General features: G+C 52.1%; 16 protein-coding genes. 13 read left to right on the forward strand and 3 right to left on the reverse strand.

What is annotated here, in order from left to right; genetic code table 11:
• On the reverse strand, positions 1-624 hold the full coding sequence (rsmD, locus tag Q8O77_RS08500) for a 16S rRNA (guanine(966)-N(2))-methyltransferase RsmD (RefSeq protein WP_305552428.1): 624 nt from the start codon (positions 622-624) through the stop codon (positions 1-3).
• Between the two features lie 82 nt (positions 625-706).
• On the opposite strand from rsmD, the gene ftsY reads away from it, so the two are divergent.
• The 4 genes from ftsY (at position 707) to rpoH (ending at position 4494) form a co-directional block, all read left to right on the forward strand.
• The gene (ftsY, locus tag Q8O77_RS08505; protein WP_305552429.1) at positions 707-1849 is read left to right on the forward strand and encodes a signal recognition particle-docking protein FtsY; all 1143 of its coding nucleotides are present in this window, start codon (positions 707-709) and stop codon (positions 1847-1849) included.
• Positions 1850-1851: 2 nt separating this feature from the next.
• Complete coding sequence (ftsE, locus tag Q8O77_RS08510) at positions 1852-2538, forward strand: cell division ATP-binding protein FtsE (RefSeq protein ID WP_173499388.1); 687 nt, start codon at positions 1852-1854, stop codon at positions 2536-2538.
• Positions 2535-3518 carry a permease-like cell division protein FtsX gene (gene ftsX, locus Q8O77_RS08515; RefSeq protein WP_305552430.1) on the forward strand — a complete coding sequence of 328 codons (984 nt, stop codon included), beginning with the start codon at positions 2535-2537 and terminating at the stop codon, positions 3516-3518. The genes ftsE and ftsX overlap by 4 nt, the downstream gene beginning before the upstream one ends.
• A 124-nt stretch (positions 3519-3642) precedes the next feature.
• Complete coding sequence (gene rpoH, locus Q8O77_RS08520; RefSeq protein ID WP_305552431.1) at positions 3643-4494, forward strand: RNA polymerase sigma factor RpoH; 852 nt, start codon at positions 3643-3645, stop codon at positions 4492-4494.
• A 69-nt stretch (positions 4495-4563) separates the two neighbouring features.
• Here rpoH and metJ read toward each other — a convergent pair whose 3' ends face one another.
• A complete protein-coding gene (metJ, locus tag Q8O77_RS08525) occupies positions 4564-4899 on the reverse strand; it encodes a met regulon transcriptional regulator MetJ (protein WP_008217699.1) in 336 nt (111 codons plus the stop codon).
• A 181-nt stretch (positions 4900-5080) separates the two neighbouring features.
• Here metJ and metB point away from each other — a divergent pair, with 181 nt between their 5' ends.
• The 9 genes from metB to argH all read left to right on the forward strand — a co-directional run bounded on the left by metB (position 5081) and on the right by argH (position 18486).
• Complete coding sequence (gene metB, locus Q8O77_RS08530) at positions 5081-6346, forward strand: cystathionine gamma-synthase (protein WP_305552432.1); 1266 nt, start codon at positions 5081-5083, stop codon at positions 6344-6346.
• 6 nt (positions 6347-6352) lie between these two features.
• The gene (metL, locus tag Q8O77_RS08535; protein WP_305552433.1) at positions 6353-8803 is read left to right on the forward strand and encodes a bifunctional aspartate kinase/homoserine dehydrogenase II; all 2451 of its coding nucleotides are present in this window, start codon (positions 6353-6355) and stop codon (positions 8801-8803) included.
• 16 nt (positions 8804-8819) lie between these two features.
• The gene (gene metF / locus Q8O77_RS08540; protein WP_305552434.1) at positions 8820-9719 is read left to right on the forward strand and encodes a methylenetetrahydrofolate reductase; all 900 of its coding nucleotides are present in this window, start codon (positions 8820-8822) and stop codon (positions 9717-9719) included.
• 252 nt (positions 9720-9971) lie between these two features.
• Positions 9972-12983 (forward strand): ligand-binding sensor domain-containing diguanylate cyclase, encoded by a 3012-nt coding sequence (locus Q8O77_RS08545; protein WP_305552435.1) that lies wholly within the window; start codon positions 9972-9974, stop codon positions 12981-12983.
• A gap of 140 nt (positions 12984-13123) precedes the next feature.
• Entirely contained in the window at positions 13124-14164 is a 1041-nt protein-coding gene (gene argC, locus Q8O77_RS08550) for an N-acetyl-gamma-glutamyl-phosphate reductase (protein ID WP_305552436.1), read from the forward strand.
• Positions 14157-14927 carry an acetylglutamate kinase gene (argB, locus tag Q8O77_RS08555; RefSeq protein WP_305552437.1) on the forward strand — a complete coding sequence of 257 codons (771 nt, stop codon included), beginning with the start codon at positions 14157-14159 and terminating at the stop codon, positions 14925-14927. The genes argC and argB overlap by 8 nt, the downstream gene beginning before the upstream one ends.
• 43 nt (positions 14928-14970) lie before the next feature.
• Complete coding sequence (locus Q8O77_RS08560; RefSeq protein ID WP_305552438.1) at positions 14971-15885, forward strand: ornithine carbamoyltransferase; 915 nt, start codon at positions 14971-14973, stop codon at positions 15883-15885.
• Positions 15886-15892: 7 nt separating this feature from the next.
• Positions 15893-17101: an argininosuccinate synthase gene (locus tag Q8O77_RS08565; RefSeq protein WP_305552439.1), complete on the forward strand. Its 1209-nt coding sequence runs from the start codon at positions 15893-15895 to the stop codon at positions 17099-17101.
• A 5-nt stretch (positions 17102-17106) separates the two neighbouring features.
• Complete coding sequence (gene argH / locus Q8O77_RS08570) at positions 17107-18486, forward strand: argininosuccinate lyase (RefSeq protein WP_305552440.1); 1380 nt, start codon at positions 17107-17109, stop codon at positions 18484-18486.
• Between the two features lie 115 nt (positions 18487-18601).
• Here argH and Q8O77_RS08575 read toward each other — a convergent pair whose 3' ends face one another.
• Positions 18602-19183 carry a porin family protein gene (locus tag Q8O77_RS08575; protein WP_305552441.1) on the reverse strand — a complete coding sequence of 194 codons (582 nt, stop codon included), beginning with the start codon at positions 19181-19183 and terminating at the stop codon, positions 18602-18604.
• Positions 19184-19207: the final 24 nt, after the last annotated feature.

A 19207-nucleotide genomic window follows, 5' to 3' on the forward strand; every position in this document is an offset into this window, starting at 1 on the left:
TCAGCCGCGCTGATACAGCCGGTAAGCCAGCTGGCCGGCAATATTTTCTTTTAACAAACGCCAGCCGGCCGGTATCTCTGTCAGCGCCAATTCTTTCTCGGTTTCCAGATAAATTAACGCGTTATCCGTTAGCCAGCCGTGTTGCTGCAATGCCTGACAGCACGGTATGGCCAGGCCTTTGCGAAACGGCGGATCAATAAACACCAGGCTGTATTGCTGTGTGGCCGGGGCCGACAGCAGGCTTAAGCAGTCCTGATTAACTACCGTGGCGTTGTCGCAGCTGAGCTTTTGCAAATTCTGTTTCAGGTGTCTGGCCAAAGCGCTGTCGCGCTCCACCAGGGTGGCACCGGCGGCATAGCGAGACAGCGCCTCTATGGCCAAACTGCCACTGCCGGCAAAGCAATCCAGTACTACAGCGCCGTTGATATCATGCATTAACCAGTTAAACAGGGTTTCCTTTACGCGGTCTGTAGTGGGGCGTAAACCCTCAGCATTTAATACCGCCAGTTTACGACCGCGCCATTTACCGCTAATTACCCGCACTTCACCAGGCGCACCGCTAACAGCCGGCAGGCGTTTGCTGTTAACGCCCGGGCGTTTTACATTGCTTTTTGCTTGTTTCATCTAATCCGTTTTGCCTTTAACACAAAGGTGTTAGTATAACGGCCAAGTTTACCTTAGTTTTTATCTGCATACACTTGGGCTTATGAGCAAAAAAAATAAACTGTTTTCCTGGCTTGGCTTTGGTAAAGATGACAGCGCCGCCGACACAGCTGCACAGCAGCCGGAACCTGGCGTTGTTACACAAAGCGACGATAGCGCAGACACTGCAACTGCGGCGCCGATTGATATTGCGCCAGCTGTCAAGATTGAGGCTGTGGTTGAAGCCGCACCTGCCGCGGCCGACAACACTGACACAGCAAAGAAACCCGGTTTTTTTTCCCGTTTAAAGCAGGGCCTGGCGAAAACCAGCCAGAATTTAGGTTCCGGCCTTGCGGGCTTATTCAGTGGCCGCAAAATAGATGATGAGCTGTACGAAGAGCTGGAAACCCAGTTGTTACTGGCAGATGTTGGCGTAGATACCACGCAAAAGCTGATCCGCCAGCTGGAGCAACATGCCGACCGTAAATCACTGAAAGATTCCGGCCTGTTGTTTGAAAAGTTGCAACAGGATATGGCAACGCTGCTGAAAGATGTCGAGCAGCCGCTGCAACCGATAACGGCTGGCGGGCCTTTTGTCATTTTGATGGTGGGCGTAAATGGTGTAGGTAAAACCACTACTATCGGTAAGATGGCGCAGCAGTTTAAGCAACAGGGTAAGTCAGTAATGCTGGCCGCCGGTGATACTTTCCGCGCCGCCGCAGTAGAGCAATTGCAGGTGTGGGGCGAGCGCAATCAAATTCCGGTTATCGCTCAGCATACCGGTGCCGACAGTGCCTCGGTTATTTTTGACGCTTATCAGGCCGCCAAAGCGCGTAAGGCCGATGTGTTAATTGCCGACACCGCCGGGCGCTTACAGAATAAAGCCCATTTAATGGAAGAGCTGAAAAAAATTGTCCGCGTACTGCAGAAAATAGACCCGACTGCACCACATGAAGTGATGCTGACACTGGATGCCGGCACCGGCCAGAATGCGCTTAATCAGGCTAAGGTGTTTAATGAAGCGGTGCAGTTAACCGGAATCAGCTTAACCAAGCTGGATGGTACCGCCAAAGGCGGGGTTATTTTTGCCATTGCCGATCAATTTAAAGTACCGCTGCGCTACATTGGCGTTGGCGAAGGTATCGACGATTTGCGCGTGTTTAACAGCCAGGATTTTATCCGCGCGCTGTTTAACCGGGACCTTTAACTATGCTCGAGTTTGATCAGGTCAGTAAAAGTTACCCCGGCGGCTTTGTTGCGCTGGACCGCGTAAGCTTTAAACTGGAAAAAGGTGAAATGGCGTTTTTAACCGGCCATTCCGGCGCCGGTAAAAGTACTTTGTTAAAACTGATCAGCCTGATTGAACGCCCCAGTGTCGGCCGCGTGCTGATTAATGATGTCGATCTAAGCCGGATCAGGCGTAACCATATTCCTTATGTGCGCCGCGACGTGGGCATTATTTTCCAAAATCACCGTTTGCTGATGAACCACACCGTATTTGACAATGTAGCGCTGCCGCTGGTGATTGAAGGCTTCAGTGGTAAAGACATGGTCAAGCGGGTACATGCCGCGCTGGATAAAGTGGGCTTGCTGGACAAAGTACGTTGCCTGCCACACACCTTATCCGGTGGTGAGCAACAGCGGGTAGGTATAGCGCGTGCTGTTGTTAACAAGCCGCCGCTGTTGTTGGCAGATGAGCCGACCGGTAACCTTGACCCTGATTTATCCAAAGACATTATGCGGGTATTTGAAGCTTTTAATCAGGTGGGCGTGTCGGTACTGGTAGCGACGCACGATCTGGGCTTAGTGGCACGGATGAAGTACCGTACTTTAACGTTAAAACAAGGCAAGATGATTAACGACGGCCTGCTGCAGTATCAGGAAGACCCGCTATGAGTATTTTGTTTTCCGGCCGGGTAACCAGTGGTGCCTCAGCGCATAAAATCAGCGCGGCACGTCGTTTTGTAATGTTTTGGGTTAATCATGTGCGCCAGGCTTTATTCAGCCTTGGTGAACTGTGGCGCACACCGTCAGCGTCAATTCTGACTATTGGCGTATTAGGTGTGAGCCTGACATTGCCCGCCACTCTACACCTGCTGGTAAAGAATGTGCAGCAGGTTAGCGACAGCTTTACCCAGGCGGCGGAGATCAGCCTGTTTATTAAAGCAGACGCCAGTGCAACGCAGATCAGCAGCTTGCAGAAAATTCTGCAGGCAGATAAAGCCGTGGCGCGGGTAAGTCATATCAGCAAGCAGCAAGCGCTGGAAGAGTTTGGTCAGGTATCCGGCTTCGGTGCTGCACTGAATTATTTAACGGATAATCCGCTGCCGGATGTATTGTTGGTATTGCCAAAAAATACCGCGGCCGACAGCGCCCGGCAATTGCTGGAGCGGTTATCGAAAGAACGCATCGTGGAGTTTGGTAAGCTGGATATTGATTGGCTAACGCGGTTGGATGCGATTGTCAGCTTGCTGCGCCAGGCTGTATTAGTGATTGCAGTGTTATTACTGGGGGCGGTATTGCTGATCATCGGCAATACTATCCGCTTGTCGATTATGAACAAGAAAGATGAAATTGAAGTAATGAAGCTGGTAGGCGCCACCGACGCCTTTATTCAGCGGCCGTTTTTATACAGCGGTATTTGGTATGGTGTGTTTGGCGGCTTGCTGGCGTTTTTGATTGTTGAGGCCATGTTGTGGTGGCTGCAGGGCGCCATTGTCAGTGTTACCTCGTTATACGGTAGCGAGTTTCGCTTAATGGCGCTTAGCGTTAGTGAGTTTTTCAGCTTAATGTTACTGGCCGTAGTGCTGGGTTTAAGCGGTTCTTACCTGTCGGTACGGCGACATATCAGCGCCATTGAACCAACCGGCCCTTAATAGCGTTTAATTATTAATCCTCAGTTTTTAGAATAAGCAGATCTAAAAACTGCAGCAACTAAAATTAGCACTCTCTGTCAAAGAGTGCTAATATCGATGCACTTAGTTAAGCAAGGACACTCAAATGAGCGATACAGCAGAAATGATGTCACTACCGGTAGCGGCCAGCAGTAGCCTGGAAGCTTACACTCATGCTGTCAGTTCCATCGCCATGCTTAGCGCTGAACAAGAGCGCAGCCTGGCTGAACGCTTACACCAACATGGTGATTTAGAAGCGGCACGGCAATTAATTATGTCGCACCTGCGTTTTGTAGTGCACATAGCCCGCAGCTATTCCGGCTACGGTTTACCGGTCAGCGATTTAATTCAGGAAGGCAATATCGGCCTGATGAAGGCGGTAAAGCGCTTTGACCCTAATGTAGGTGTGCGTCTGGTATCCTTTGCTGTGCACTGGATCAAAGCAGAAATTCATGAGTATGTGCTGAAAAACTGGCGCATCGTTAAAATTGCCACTACTAAAGCGCAACGTAAATTGTTCTTTAACCTGCGTAAAGCGAAGAAACACTTAGGCTGGTTTAACCAGGAAGAAGTGAAAAACGTAGCAGAGTCGTTAGGTGTAGCTGAGCATGAAGTGCGTGAGATGGAATCACGTATGAGTAACTACGACATGCCGTTTGATGCACCGGACGATGACGACGAAGCCGCTTATACGGCGCCGGCTTATTACCTGCAGGATAAAGCCTCTGATTTAGCCCACCGCGTAGAAGAAGATCAGTGGGACAATGCTGCGGTAGACCGGTTACAGGCTGCTATGCGCACCCTGGACGACCGTAGTCAGGATATTGTGCGGGCCCGTTGGTTGGACCATAACAAGCTGACACTGCAAGAGCTGGCTGATCGCTACAGCGTGTCTGCTGAGCGTGTGCGTCAGTTAGAAAAGAATGCGATGAAAAAGCTGCAGGCGGCTATGAGCTAAGCTTGGCCCGCTGTTTAGCAGCGTTAAAAAAACCGCCGGTTGGCGGTTTTTTTATGCCTGATAGCCTGGTTATTCTTCGTCGCTGTCGGCTTCAATAATCACCGGAATAGGTTTGCCCATGCTGGTGAGGATCTGGCGTACTTCAGCCGGGATCTGATGCGGGTTGTCTTTGCGCAGGTCTTCATCGGCAGGCAGTGGCTGGCCGGTAAACGCATGCAAAAACGCTTCGCACAATAATTCGCTGTTAGTTGCATGTCGCAGGTTATTTACCTGGCGCCGGGTGCGTTCATCAGTCAGCACTTTCAATACGTTCAGCGGAATAGATACGGTGATTTTTTTTACCAGTTCTGATTTTTTACCGTGTTCCGCGTACGGGTGAATATATTCCCCATTCCACTTAGCCATATGGTTACCTTGTATTAGTCATTATGTTGTATTGCTTGCGCAAGTGGCGAAATTCTATCGTGTTATGCCGCTCAGTCAAATAGTGTGCAACAAATAATCATTATAGACGGCTAAATGGTTTGACATCTGTTTTTCTATCATTATACTTTTAGACGTCTAAACATCTAAATGAGGTTTCACCATGTCAAAGCGCCATGCCGCAACTATCGCTGCCCGAGCCGGTATTGCCCAGGACACGGCTTTTTCAGCGGTTACACCACCGTTGTATTTAACCTCAACCTACGAACTAACCGCCTTTAAGCAACCGGGCCAGTATGATTACTCACGCTCGAACAACCCGACACGGGATTTATTAGCTGAAACCCTGGCCGAGTTAGAAGGCGGGGTAAAGGCTATTGTTACCAGCACCGGTATGTCAGCGTGTTTACTGGCGCTGCAATTATTAACACCCGACGATACCTTGGTGATCCCGCACGATTGTTATGGCGGCAGCTACCGTTTATTTACTAACTTAGCGCAGCGTAAAAATGCCTTTAAGTTGTTAGTGGTGAATTTCCAGCAACCGGACTGCGCAGAGCGGATCAGTGCTGCAAGGCCAAAAATGATCTGGCTGGAAACGCCGTCTAACCCGTTATTACAAATTACCGATGTGCGTGCAGTGTGCCTGTTAGCGAAGAAACTGCGGGCACTGGTAGTAGTTGATAACACCTTTTTATCACCGGTACTGCAACAGCCGCTGGCATTGGGTGCCGATATCGTGGTGCATTCCACTACTAAATATATTAATGGCCACAGCGACATTGTTGGTGGTGTGTTGGTGTGTAACAGCCAGCAACTGGGTGATGAGTTAAAATGGTGGGCCAACTGCCTGGGTATTACCGGCGCGCCCTTTGACAGCTATATGACGCTGCGGGGGCTGCGCACGTTAGAGCCGCGCATTCGTCTGCAGCAGGATAATGCTGCGCGGGTAGTCGATTTTCTGGCCAAACAACCGCTGGTAGCGAAAGTCTATTACCCGGGCTTGCCGCAGCATCCGGGCCATGCCATTGCTGCGGCGCAGCAAAGCGGTTTTGGTGCCATGTGCAGTTTTGACTTAGCCGCAGATGCCGCCTTGTTGCCGGTATTTTTCTCTGCACTGCGTTTATTTACCCTGGCGCAGTCGCTGGGTGGTATTGAAAGCCTGATTTGCCACCCGGGTAGCATGACCCATGCCTCGATGGATGCGCAGGCGCAGCAAACCGCTGGTATAGGCCCGACGCTAATCCGCTTATCGGTAGGGATTGAACACAGCGATGATTTACTGGCAGATTTACAGCAGGCCTTTAATGCAGTGGCGCAGGCCAGCCAACAGGCTGCTAACGCCGGCATAGCCGGTGGCTCTGTAAAGCTAGAGCCTGAACAACAACAGCAGTTTCGGTTAAATCCGGCACTTAGCGCTTTTTGGTAATTAATTATGCACGTTCAAGTAAAAGCACAGCACAGCGCGGCAACGCAGGTTCATAAATTTGGCGGCAGCAGCTTAGCCGGTGCAGAGCGTTTTGCCGCTGTGGCCGATATTCTGCTGCAGCAAGACCGGCAGCAAGCGCTGTGGGTAGTGGTGTCGGCGCCGGGTGATACCACTGATGCCTTACTGGCCATTATAACTGCGGCAGAAGATGCCGCTGCGCGTGATGCGGCCCTGAACGCGCTGCAAGCAGAGCTGACGGCGCTGGTACAACAGACATTAGCGGCAGAGGCTGCGGCGATGGTAACCGGACAATTGCTGCAATGGTTGGCCGCGGTACCGGCTGCGCTGGCAAAACAGCAGCCAAATGATGTGCTGGCAATTGGTGAGCGCTTATCGGCCCTGTTATTAAGTGAACTGCTGAAACAGCGTGGGTTCAACGCTGCAGCACTGGATGCGCGCGATTTTCTGCACTTAAAACAGCATCAGCCGGATTGGCTGCAATCGGCCACATTGCTGGCAGAACTGACACTGCCTGATACCGTGCATGTGGTTACCGGCTATATCGCCCGCGATGAAAAAGGCCGCAGCATTACGCTGGGCCGTAACGGTAGTGACTATTCTGCTACTTTATTAGGCGCGCTGGTAAATGCTGCTGAAGTTACTATCTGGACCGATGTAAAAGCCATTTACAGCGCAGACCCGCGCAAAGTTAAAACAGCCGTGCCGTACCAGCAGGTAAGCTGGCAGCAAGCTTGTCAGCTGGCGCAGCTGGGTAACCCGGTACTGCATGCCCGTACCTTATCACCGTTAACAGGCACGGCAACGGCGTTGCGGGTGCGCAGCAGCTATCAGCCGCAACACGCCGGTTGTCACGTGGTACAGCAAGGCAGTATTCTGCAGGAAAGTACTCAGCAAGACGTTGCGCAACAGGGCTTTATCACCGAACTGGATAACGTTACCTTATTGACGCTGCATCAGGATATCGCTGTCAGTGCAGCGCAGCTGGCGCTGGAATTGCAACAGCCGGTTATTGCGCTACCGCAGCAAGGCGATAATCTGTGTTGGTTATTGCCGGCGGTATGCGCTGAGCAGGCGCTGGATTACCTGGCCGGGTTAAATATTCATGCGGTGTGGGATACACAGCGCTATTACGCGCTGGCTTGGTTAAAAGCAGAACATTCTGCGCATACTGAACCGGCAGAGCAACTGTTGCAGCAGCATGGCGTACTACACCGTTACGAAAGTGCACAGCAGCTGATCTGGTTATTGGCGAAGCCGCTGCCGGCACAGGCGCTGGAGCAATTGCATCAATACTTAATTCAGCCTGCGCCGCTGTTGCAGTTGCCGGTACAGTCAATAGTGCAGCCGGAGTTACAGATAGTTGTCGCCGGTACCGGCAATGTTGGCGCTGAGTTTCTCGCCATGTTGGCAGCGCAGCAGCAACGTTTTGTCGCTAAGCTTAAATTGAATTTGGCCGGGGTGTTGAACTCACGCCGTGCGGCGCTGAAGGACAGCATAACCATTACTGACTGGCAAACAGCACTGGCCGCCGGCGATAGCTGGGACGCAGAGCAATTAAGCGCTTATGTACAGGCGTTGCCGGCGCCCAAAGTGCTGGTAGATATTACCCCCAGTCGTGACTTCGCACAGTTGTATCCGGCGCTGATTGCCGCCGGCTGCGATATTATCAGTGCCAATAAGCAGGGCGTTACCCTGCCTGGTGCAGAGTATCGGCAGATCAAGCAAGCATTGGTACAGCATCAGCGGCAATGGCTGAGTAACACCACCTGCGGTGCCGGCATTCCGGTGCAGCGCACTTTGCAGGAATTATTAGACGCCGGAGATAGGATCACTGCAATTAGTGGTATTTTTTCCGGTACCCTGTCGTGGTTATTATGTAAGTATGATGGCAGCAAGCCGTTTTCAGATTTTGTGCTGGAAGCGCAGCAGGCCGGCTTAACCGAGCCGGACCCGCGTGATGATTTATCCGGCAAAGACGTACAGCGCAAACTACTGGTGCTGGCTCGTGAACTGGGCATTGCGCTGGAGCTGGACGATATTGAGCTGCAGCCTTTGCTACCAGCAGGGCTGGAGCAGGGCAGTTGGCAGCAATTCTGGCCACAACGTGCGCAGTTGGACAACGCTATAGCCGTATTGTTTGCCAAAGCTCAGGCTGAGGGCAAGGTGCTGCGGTATGTCGCCAGTTTAGAACTTGCGCACAACAAGCCGGTGGCTAAAGTGGCACTTGAAGCCGTATCAGCTGAGCATGCGCTGGCCGCCATTGCGCCTTGCGACAATGTGTTTGTGATCCAATCTGCCTGGTATGACAGTAACCCGCTGGTGTTAAAAGGCCCCGGTGCAGGTAAGGTGGTGACAGCCGGCGGCCTGCACGCCGATCTGGCGCAACTGATTAATCAATTTATTGGTCCGGCCACAACGCCGGCGCCACTGACGTAACAGAAAGAGAGTCGTTATGGCATTTGCAAATGCACAATATTTAGAAGCAATAAATCGCAACCTGCAGGATGTTGCCGGCAAGGTTAACGTCAGTTTTGAGTTTTTTCCGCCAAAAACGCCGCAGATGGAACAAACACTGTGGCAGTCGATTGAACGGCTGGCGCCGCTGGCGCCATCTTTTGTCTCTGTTACCTACGGCGCTAACTCCGGCGAGCGTGACCGCACGCACGATATTATCAAGTCGATTAAACAACGCACCGGGCTGGTTGCTGCGCCGCATTTAACCTGTGTCGATGCCACTAAGGACGACTTAATTGCCATCGCCAAAGATTATTGGCAAAACGGTATTCGCCATATAGTGGCGCTGCGCGGTGATTTACCGCCGGGTAGTACCGCAAAGCCGGATTTGTACGCCGCAGATTTAGTTGAAATACTGCGCTCTGTCGCTGATTTTGATATCTCAGTAGCGGCCTATCCGGAAGTGCACCCGGAGGCGCCTAATGCTCAGTTTGATTTACTGAATTTAAAACGTAAAGTAGACGCCGGTGCATCGCGTGCTATTACGCAGTTTTTCTTTGATATCGAAAAATTTCTGCGTTATCGCGACCGTTGTGCCGCTATTGGCATTGATGTCGATATTGTTCCCGGCATTTTACCGGTAACCAATTTCCAGCAACTGAAAAAGTTCGCTGACCTGACTAACGTAGCGGTGCCACATTGGATGCATAAAGCCTATGACGGCCTGGATAACGATGCCACTACGCGTAATCTGGTGGCAGCGAATATTGCCATGGAAATGGTCAAAGTATTAAGCCGTGAAGGCGTCGATCATTTTCACTTTTATACTCTTAACCGCAGTGAGCTGAGCTATGCAATTTGCCACTTGCTTGGTGTTAGACCGCAAGTTGCTCAATAAAGCCATAAGCCATTTGCCAGGTGTCAGACCGCAAGTTGCTCAATAAAGCTATAAGCCATTTACCAGGCGTCAGGCTGCATATAGCGCAATAAAGCCAAACGCCCGCTTTATGCGGGCGAGATTATTCCCGCCTGTCGGTATCAAATGTCACACAATTTCGTTTATAGTCTGATTGGCTGTTGCCGTAAATTGCGGTAAGCTGCTGGAAAAAATTTGCATTAGCAAATGCTGAAGGACTAGGGGCGTGCTGAGATGTCAGAAGTAACCGCCGCGGCTAAGGTAATGGCCCGAACTATACAATTTTTTCTGCGGCAGCAGCGATTGTTGCTGCTATTGGCTGCGATTTGCGGCAATATTTTTTTCGTTTATAGCAGCGCCGCCGCACCGGCTCGCTTAGCCGATTATTTCCAGGAAAACTGGACCACCCGTGACGGTTTGCCGCACAACACCATCAACAGTATTAATCAAAGCACTGATGGCTATTTATGGATAGCCACCTGGGAAGGTGCTGCGCGCTTTAACGGCCGTGAATTTGACATGTTCGGCCGTGGCGAACTTACCGGGCTGCCGGACTCCGGTATCCGTACCCTGACCAAAGATCGCAACGGTAATTTGCTGCTGGCCGGCTCCCGTGGCGGTTTAAGCCGTCGCTCGGCCGACGGCTGGCACAGTTGGCCGGCGTTTTATGTGCTGATCAATGCTGTTAGCCAAAGCAGCAATGATAGTTTGTGGCTGGGTACTGAAGGCCAGGGGCTATTTCAGCAAACCGCGGATGGGCGCAGAACGCAATACAGAGTTGCTGATGGTTTAGCCAGCGACGTGATCCACAGCTTGCTGACAGACAGCCATGATCGCTTATGGATTGGCTCCGGTAGGGGTTTAGCATGGCTGGATACTACGGCGGCAGAGGCCCGGTTTGTACCGGTCAGCGGCTTACCGGCAGTGCCGGTGTTTGTGCTGAAACAGTATGGTGACAGTGTTTTAATTGGTACTGAGCGCGGTCTGTATATTTGGCACCAGGGCACAGTAGAACTGTTTAATGCCGGTTTGGCAGATATGCCGGTATCAACCTTACTGATCCAGGACAAACAACTGTGGATCGGCACCACAGATCGCGGTTTGTTGCGTTACAGCGAGTGGGGGCTGGAAACCCTGAGTATGGCCGGTGGTTTGCCGAACAACCGTATTTTGTCGTTATATCTTGACCGGGAAAACAGTGTTTGGGTTGGCACTAACGGCGGCTTATTCCGCCTGCGGGATGCGCCTTTTGTTACCTATACCGCTGAAAATGGCCTGGTTGGCGACTATGTGCGTGCTGTAATGCCGCACTCTGACGGTTCAGTTTGGATAGGCACCAGTCAGGGGATCAGTCGTTACTCTGCCACCGGCATTGAGCATATCAATCTGGCTGAGGCCAGCCGTGGCCAATCGGTGTTGAGCCTGGCAGAGGCGGCAGACGGCTCTGTTTGGATTGGCACTTATTCTGACGGTGCGCTGCAGTGGCGTGATGGCCGCGTGGTGCGCCAATACGACAGAACCTCAGGTTTATTGGCGAACGAAATTCGCGCCATTTTACCGGATGCCAGCGGCGGCTTGTGGTTAGGCAGCGGCCAGGGATTGAATTACCTCTCTGCACAAGGCGATTTACAAAACTTCGGCACAGCAGAGGGCTTACCGGCACCTTTTGTGATGGCATTGTATCTGCACAAAGATGGCCGGCTGTTTATCGGCACCGGTGGCGGCGTGGCCATACGCCACCCTGACGGCAAGATTACGGCTGTGGCTCTGCCGGCGTTGGACGGCGCTGAATACGCCTTTGGTTTTACGCCTGATCCCCTGAAGGATATATTGTGGATGGCCACAGATCGCGGTTTGGTGGCGTATGATCTCAACAACGGCAGCTTACAAATGTTGGGGCGTAATGTCGGTTTGCCGCTTGATAAGGTGTTTCAGGCAGTAGTAGATCGGCAACACAACCTTTGGCTGAGCAGTAACCGCGGTATTTTGCGCTTTGAACGCAGCCAGCTTGACGAGATACTGGCGGCCAAGCGCAGCGAGCTGGATTATGAACTGTTTGGTGAAGGCGATGGTATGCAAAGTGCCCAGGCTAACGGCGGTTCAATGCCGGCCGCTGCGATGGCTGCCGATGGCGGCCTTTGGTTTGCCACATCAAAAGGCGCCAGTACGGTACAACCCACAACATTAAAGCGTTTTGCCGCCAATATACCGCCGGTGGTAATAGAAGCGCTGCAGGTTAATGGTGTAACCATGGCTCTGGAGCAAGGGCTGCGGCTGGCTGCCGGTGCCAACCGCCTGGAGCTGCAGTTCGCCGGGCTGGGCTATATTATGCCGCAACGTATTCAGTACCGCACCAAACTACACGGCTTTGACGCCGACTGGGTTGAACGCGGCAGTAATAACAGTGCGGAGTACACTAACCTGCCACCGGGACAGTATCAGTTCAGTGTGCGTGCATCTTATCCGCAGGGTGAATGGAGTGCGCAACAGGCCAACTTTAGCTTTGTTATTGCACCGTATTTTTGGCAACGACCCGGTTTCTGGTTGATTTTTGCCGGTGCCGGCTTGTTATTGGCTGGTATTATGCTGCGTTGGCGCCTTAACACCTTGCGCCGGCGTGAACAGCTACTGCGCTGGCAGGTGGCAGAGAAGACCGTTGAACTACAACAGCAGGCTGATCATTTGCGCGCCGTTGATAAAGAACGCTCCGAACTGCTGGAGCAAATAAAGCGCCAGGCACAGGATTTTGCGTTGCAGGCCAGGTTGGACGCCTTAACCGGTTTGGCTAACCGCAGGGCTTTTGATGAGTCGCTGGCGCGTGAGTGCGCCAGAGCCAGGCGCACTCAATTGCCGCTGTGCCTGGTGTTGCTGGACATTGATCACTTTAAGCTGGTTAATGATACTTTTAGCCACAGCATTGGCGATGAGGTGCTGAAGTTAGTCGCCGATACCATTTGCCGCCATTGCCGTGAAGAAGACACCGTAGCACGCTGGGGCGGCGAAGAGTTTGCCGTGTTGCTACCCAATACCTCTGTATATGCGGCGGAGGATATTTGTCAGCGGATCCGGCTGGCGATCATGCAGACAGATTACAGTACTCTTGCCGCTGACTTGCATATTACCGTCAGTATGGGCATTGCCGGCTTTGCCGGTGAAACGCAGCACGATAAACTGTTGTCACGCTCAGACAGCGCGTTGTACCGCGCCAAGCAAAGTGGCCGCAACCGGATCGATATTGCGGTATAGCCGCTGACGGCTAATTTTTTATTGTATAAAAATTCACTTAAATAGAATAATAATTCTTGAAACTGCATGGCAGCCGTTCTACACTAGCGGCTGTTTCGTGCTATACCTATACGTTATTTACTGTTCGAGAGCCGTATCCGATGTTATCAACTGACAAATCTTCTTCTTTAGTACGCAGCATTGTATTAGGTGCTGCCGGTTACAGCGGTGCTGAGCTGGCGGTAATTGTAGCGCGTAACCCTTATTTTGAGTTAGTGGGCGCCTATGCGTCGGCCGGCCGGGCGGCAGAGCCGTTTTCTTCTTTGTATCCGCGTTATAAACAGCAACTGGATATACTGGTGCAGCCGTGGACAGATGAGCTGGCTGCAGGCTTAAACGGCAAGATTGATGTGGCTTTTTTAGCCCTGCCGCATGAAGCCAGCGAGGCGGTAACGCCGTTGCTGTTAGCACAGGGCATAGATGTAGTGGATTTATCCGGCGCCTTTCGGTTAAAGCAGCCGCAGTTGTATCCGCAGTATTATGGTTATGAACACCAGCATCCTGAACTGTTAGAAGAAGCGGTGTACTCGTTAATGGAATGGCAGAGCACGCCATTGCCACGGTTAATCTCGGTACCCGGCTGTTATCCAACCGCCTGTACTTTAGCGCTGTTGCCGCTGATCAAAGCCGGTTTGGTGGCTGATAACTGCATTCCGGTGATCAACGCCACCAGCGGTGTATCCGGTGCCGGCCGAAAAGCGGCACTGAGCACGTCATTTTGTGAAGTAGGCTTAAATGCCTATGGCTTTTTTAAACACCGCCACCGGCCGGAAATAGAGCAGAATTTAGGTCGAAAAGTAGTGTTTACGCCGCATCTGGGTAATTTTAAACGCGGCATTCTGGCCACCAGTGTGGTCACGCTAAAAGCAGGCGTTACGCCAGAGCAGGTAACTGCCGCCTTCACTAACGCCTATAACGGTAAGCCGCTAGTGCGTTTAGTCGCGCATTCGCCCAATGTGGCTGATGTTGCCGGTACGCCGTATTGCGATATTCACTGGCAGCAGGATGGCGAGCAGTTAGTAGTGGTGTCGGCCATTGATAACTTACTAAAAGGTGCGGCAGCCCAGGCTATGCAAGCGGCTAACGTGCGTTTTGCTAAGCCGGAAACCGCCGGTTTATTTGCTGGGGTGAGCCATGAATAATACCCCTCTGGTACTGAAAATGGGTGGCCGCCTGTTGCAGGACGACAACGCACTGGATGCCTTGCTGGCTGTGTGTGCCGAATTAAAACAGCAGTATCCGCTGGTACTGGTGCATGGTGGTGGTGATCAGGTGGATCAGTGGCTGGCCAAATTTGGTTTTCACACTGAAAAGCTGGATGGCCAGCGTATTTCACCAGCGGAGCAAATGCAGGTGATCGCCGGTGCCTTAGCCGGCGCAGTAAATGCGCATATGGTGGCGCGTTCGGCACTGCAGGGCTTAAAACCGGTCGGTTTAACGTTGTCTGCCGGTAACAGCTGTCGGTTTGAATTAAATACTAGACTGGGTGCAGTCGGCGTGGCTAAGCCGCAAGACGGCACTTTACTGCAAAACTTGTTGGCAGGCGGTTTTACACCGGTATTCAGCTCAATTGGCCACGGCGAGCAAGGGCAGTTGTTAAATGTAAATGCCGATCTAGCTGCTGCGGCGATTTGCCAACTGGTACAGGGGCAACTGGTGTTGCTGACCGACGTACCGGGTATTTTAGATGGCGAAGGTAAGCTTATCAGTGAGCTTAACTCCAGCCAAGCCGCAGCATTGGTCACACAGGGCGTGATTAAAGGCGGCATGAAAGTAAAACTGGATGCCGCTTTAGACACTGCTCAGGCGCTGCGACGAAGTATTACCGTCGCGGGCTGGCAACACCCGCAAGATTTGTTAAATCTGATGCGACAGCAAGCAGTAGGCACGCGCATCGTCTGTTAGTCCCTTAAACAAGGATGCCGCACTGGCGGCAGGTCGATCGAAAATGAGTAAACTGAACCAACTATTGAGTCTGGCTGAATTAAGCCCGGCTACGCTTAACGATTTGCTGAATTTAGCCCTGCAGGTAAAACAGCAACCGCAGAAATACACTCAGGCGCTGGCGGGTAAAAGCATAGCGCTGATTTTTGAAAAGCCCTCGCTGCGTACCCGCGTTAGTTTTGATGTCGGTATTTATAAGCTCGGAGGCCACAGTGTTTATCTGGATCAGCAAAACGGCGCTATGGGCAAACGCGAAACCGTCGCCGATTTTGGCCGTAACCTGGCTTGCTGGACCGACGCCATAGTGGCACGGGTATTCTCGCAGCAAACATTAGAGCAGCTGGCGCAGGCCAGCCATAAACCGGTGATTAATGCGCTGAGTGATTTATATCACCCTTGCCAGGCACTGGCCGATTTACTGGCGCTAAAAGAGCGTTTTGGCGATTTAAGCAAGGTGCATCTGGCTTATGTCGGTGATGGTAATAACGTTTGTCACTCGCTGATGATAGGCGCTGCGCTTAGCGGTATGAAGATGACCGTGGTAACGCCACAGGGTTTTTCGCCGGATTCCCAGGTGCTGCTGAATGTGCAGAAAATTGCCGCCAACACCGGCGCCGTGTTGGAGTTGAGCCCGCATTTATCCGCCGCAGCGGGAGCTGATGCTATCTATACTGATACCTGGCTGTCGATGGGCGATAAAGCCGATCCTGAACTTATTGAACGGGTGTTTAAGCCGTATCAGATTAACACCGCCGTGATGCAGCGGCTGGCGGTAAAGTATTTTATGCACTGTTTACCGGCGCACCGCGAGCACGAAGTTACCAGCGAGGTACTCGACAGCGAGGCGTCACTTGTTTTACTGCAGGCGGAAAACCGCATGCATGCCCAGAATGCCGTATTAATCAGTTTATTTGCGTGAGGACACTATGAGTATTAAAAAAGTCGTTTTAGCCTATTCCGGCGGTCTGGACACTTCGGCTATCGTGCCATGGTTAAAAGACAACTATAACTGCGAAGTTATCGCCTTTGTCGCCAACGTTGGCCAGGGCGATGAGGAGCTGGCCGGTGTTGAGCAAAAAGCCATTAACTCCGGTGCCAGTTCTTGCCATATCGTAGATTTACGCGAAGAGCTGGTTAAAGAAGTGATTTACCCGACGCTAAAAACCGGCGCTGTCTATGAAGGCCAATATCTGCTGGGTACTTCTATGGCGCGACCGGTAATTGCCCGTGCTCAGGTAAAGCTGGCGCTGGAGCTGGGCGCCGATGCACTGTGCCATGGCTGTACCGGTAAAGGTAATGACCAGGTGCGCTTTGAAGGCGCCTTTGCTGCGTTGGCACCGCAATTAACCGTTATTGCACCATGGCGCGAGTGGCAATTTAACTCCCGCCAGTCACTGCTTAACTACTTAGCTGAGAAAAAGGTACCGACTACAGCCTCTGCCACCAAAATTTACAGCCGCGATGCCAACTTATGGCATATCTCGCATGAAGGTGGTGAGCTGGAAAACCCCTGGTGTGAACCGTCAGACCAGGTATGGATGTGGACCAAGTCACCAGAGCAGGCACCGGATCATGCTGCCTATGTTGAGCTGAGCTTTGATAAAGGCGAGCTGAGCAAAATTAACGGCCATGCCGTTGCCCCGGTGGCAGCGATTGAGTTATTAAACGAAATTGGCTCTGAGCACGGTATTGGCCGTATTGATATCGTCGAGAACCGTTTAGTCGGTATGAAATCGCGCGGCTGTTATGAAACTCCGGGCGGCACCATTTTAATGGCAGCGTTAAAAGGCCTGGAAGCGCTGGTATATGACAGAACCTCACTGAAATACCGTGAAGAAGTCGGCCAGGAATTTGCCCAACTGGTATATGACGGCCGTTGGTTTACGCCGTTAAAAGATGCGTTGTTAGCGGCTGCCACTTCGCTGGCCGAACAGCTAACCGGTGATGTGGTGATCAAGCTGTATAAAGGTAATGTTACCGTGGCCAAACGCCGCTCGCCTAACTCACTGTACTCTGAAGCTTTTGCTACCTTCGAGGGCGATGAAGTGTACAACCAGAAAGATGCCGCCGGTTTTATCCGCTTGTACAGCTTGGCCAGCCGCATCCGTGCGCTGCACCAGCAACAAAAGGGTTAATTATTATGGCGATGTGGGGCGGACGGTTTCAGGAAGCTACCCTGGCGGAGTTTCGCGATTTTAACGACTCGCTAAGCTTTGACTATTTGTTGGCGCAGCAGGATATTCAGGCCTCGCGCGCCTGGGCGCAGCAATTGGCGCAGGCCGGTATTATCAGCAGCGATGAAGCGGCGCAGCTCGATGCCGGGCTGGCCGATTTAGCGGTGGCGATAGATGCTGATGCTAAGCTGCCGCTGCAAACCAGTGAAGAAGATATTCATAGCTGGGTAGAAGCGCAGCTTACGGCTAAATTGGGTGCCGTGGCGAAAAAGCTGCACACCGGCCGCAGCCGCAATGATTTAGTAGCAACTGACTTGCGTTTGTGGAGCAAGGCGAATGCACAAAGTGTGCGTCAGTCATTATTGGGCGCAATAGCGGCCTTACTGACCTTTGCTGAGCGGGCTGGTACTGCGGTAATGCCCGGTTTTACCCACTTACAGCGGGCACAGCCGGTATTGGTGGCGCACTGGGCACTGGCTTATGTGGAGATGTTTAAACGCGATGTCAGCCGCTTAGACGATGCGCTAACACGGATGGATGTGTGTCCGCTCGGATGCGGCGCTTTAGCCGGCACCGGTGTCGCAGTTGACCGTGAACAATTGGCGCAGCGGCTGGGTTTTAGCAGTGCTGCACTAAATAGCCTGGATGCGGTGTCAGATCGGGATTACGTAGTGGAGCTATCTGCCGCTGCCAGTATCTGTATGACGCACTTATCACGTTTATCTGAAGATGTGATTTTCTTCTGCTCCGGCGAAGCGGGCTTTTTCAAACTGGGCGATGCGATAAGCTCCGGCTCATCGTTAATGCCGCAAAAGAAAAACCCCGATGTGTTTGAGTTACTGCGCGGTAAAACCGGCCGTGTGCTGGGCCATTTGGTCGCCATTTTACATGTACTGAAAGGCTTGCCGCTGGCGTACAACAAAGATATGCAGGAAGACAAGCAGGGCTTTTTTGACCTGATGGCAACCTGGCAGCAATCTTTGCTGGTATTGGCCACTGTATTGCCGCACTTAAGTGTCAACGAGGCGCAGTGCCGCCAGGCGGCAGAGCTGGGCTACAGCAACGCTACTGATTTAGCGGATTATCTGGTTAGCAAAGGTATGCCGTTTCGTGATGCACACGAAGTCGTAGGTGAGCTGGTAGTGCATGCGGCCAAACAACAATTGGCATTGGAAGCTTTGCCACTGGCTGAGCTTACGCAATTCAGCACATTAATTGCTGAAGATGTGTATCCGGCGCTGCAACTGGAAGCCGGGTTACAAAAACGCGCTGCCCTGGGTGGTACAGCACCACAGCAGGTGCTCGCGGCCCTGGCACAGGCGAAGCAATGGTTTGACGCTGTTTGATGCATAACAGCCTGCAGCTATAGGCTGCAGGCTGTGTTTTATGCCCGATTAGAAAAGATAGCGGTTAAAAACGTCAGGCCGTTAGAAACGCTACGCAGTTAAAAACGCTACGCAGTTAAAAACGATAGTTCAGGCCAACGGTCATCAGCGACACGTCAGACTTAAACAGGCCATCCTCTTCGTCTTCCAGCTCAGGCAGAATAGTGTAATCTGCTACTAAGCTCAGCCGCTCAGTCAGGTTAAAAGCTGCACCGGCACCGTAAATCAGGCCTTTTTCGGTGCTGGTTTCAGACCCTGTCAGGCCCGGAATATCATAGCTAAGGGCATAGCGGGTTTCGCCGTAACCGCCGGTAGCGAATATAGAAAAACGTTCACCCAGCGGAATACTGCCGCGTGCCATTAACGCCATATGGCGGTCAATTTCAAACTTTGCTGAATCGTTACCGTCAAAAATCTGTTCATCTTCTATACCTTCGGCATAGCGCGCTTCCAGCGCGAAGAATGGGCTCAGCTGGTAACCGGCGCTGACACCGGCTACGCCGAATTTCAGATCCGCATCGGCAATATCAGATTCCAGCTCTACTTTATGCTGTCCGTAGTGCCCGCCAAGATAAAAACCGCTGTCCTGCGTTTGTGCATAACCCGCCGCGGTAAAAAAACTACCTGCAAGAACGACGGTAGGGATTAGCTTAAACATAGTGACTCCTCATGTGAGTTTGCG

It is taken from the genome of Rheinheimera sp. (assembly GCF_030690345.1).
GTDB lineage: Bacteria > Pseudomonadota > Gammaproteobacteria > Enterobacterales > Alteromonadaceae > Alishewanella.

Coding starts and splice junctions, on each gene's coding strand:
- Q8O77_RS08575 (WP_305552441.1), bottom strand. CDS start 19,183: ATGTTTAAGCTAATCCCTACCGTCGTTCTTGCAGGTAGTTTTTTTACC.
- argH (WP_305552440.1), top strand. CDS start 17,107: ATGGCGATGTGGGGCGGACGGTTTCAGGAAGCTACCCTGGCGGAGTTT.
- metB (WP_305552432.1), top strand. CDS start 5,081: ATGTCAAAGCGCCATGCCGCAACTATCGCTGCCCGAGCCGGTATTGCC.
- argC (WP_305552436.1), top strand. CDS start 13,124: ATGTTATCAACTGACAAATCTTCTTCTTTAGTACGCAGCATTGTATTA.
- Q8O77_RS08565 (WP_305552439.1), top strand. CDS start 15,893: ATGAGTATTAAAAAAGTCGTTTTAGCCTATTCCGGCGGTCTGGACACT.
- argB (WP_305552437.1), top strand. CDS start 14,157: ATGAATAATACCCCTCTGGTACTGAAAATGGGTGGCCGCCTGTTGCAG.
- metF (WP_305552434.1), top strand. CDS start 8,820: ATGGCATTTGCAAATGCACAATATTTAGAAGCAATAAATCGCAACCTG.
- ftsY (WP_305552429.1), top strand. CDS start 707: ATGAGCAAAAAAAATAAACTGTTTTCCTGGCTTGGCTTTGGTAAAGAT.
- metJ (WP_008217699.1), bottom strand. CDS start 4,899: ATGGCTAAGTGGAATGGGGAATATATTCACCCGTACGCGGAACACGGT.
- rsmD (WP_305552428.1), bottom strand. CDS start 624: ATGAAACAAGCAAAAAGCAATGTAAAACGCCCGGGCGTTAACAGCAAA.
- Q8O77_RS08545 (WP_305552435.1), top strand. CDS start 9,972: ATGTCAGAAGTAACCGCCGCGGCTAAGGTAATGGCCCGAACTATACAA.
- metL (WP_305552433.1), top strand. CDS start 6,353: ATGCACGTTCAAGTAAAAGCACAGCACAGCGCGGCAACGCAGGTTCAT.
- ftsX (WP_305552430.1), top strand. CDS start 2,535: ATGAGTATTTTGTTTTCCGGCCGGGTAACCAGTGGTGCCTCAGCGCAT.
- rpoH (WP_305552431.1), top strand. CDS start 3,643: ATGAGCGATACAGCAGAAATGATGTCACTACCGGTAGCGGCCAGCAGT.
- Q8O77_RS08560 (WP_305552438.1), top strand. CDS start 14,971: ATGAGTAAACTGAACCAACTATTGAGTCTGGCTGAATTAAGCCCGGCT.
- ftsE (WP_173499388.1), top strand. CDS start 1,852: ATGCTCGAGTTTGATCAGGTCAGTAAAAGTTACCCCGGCGGCTTTGTT.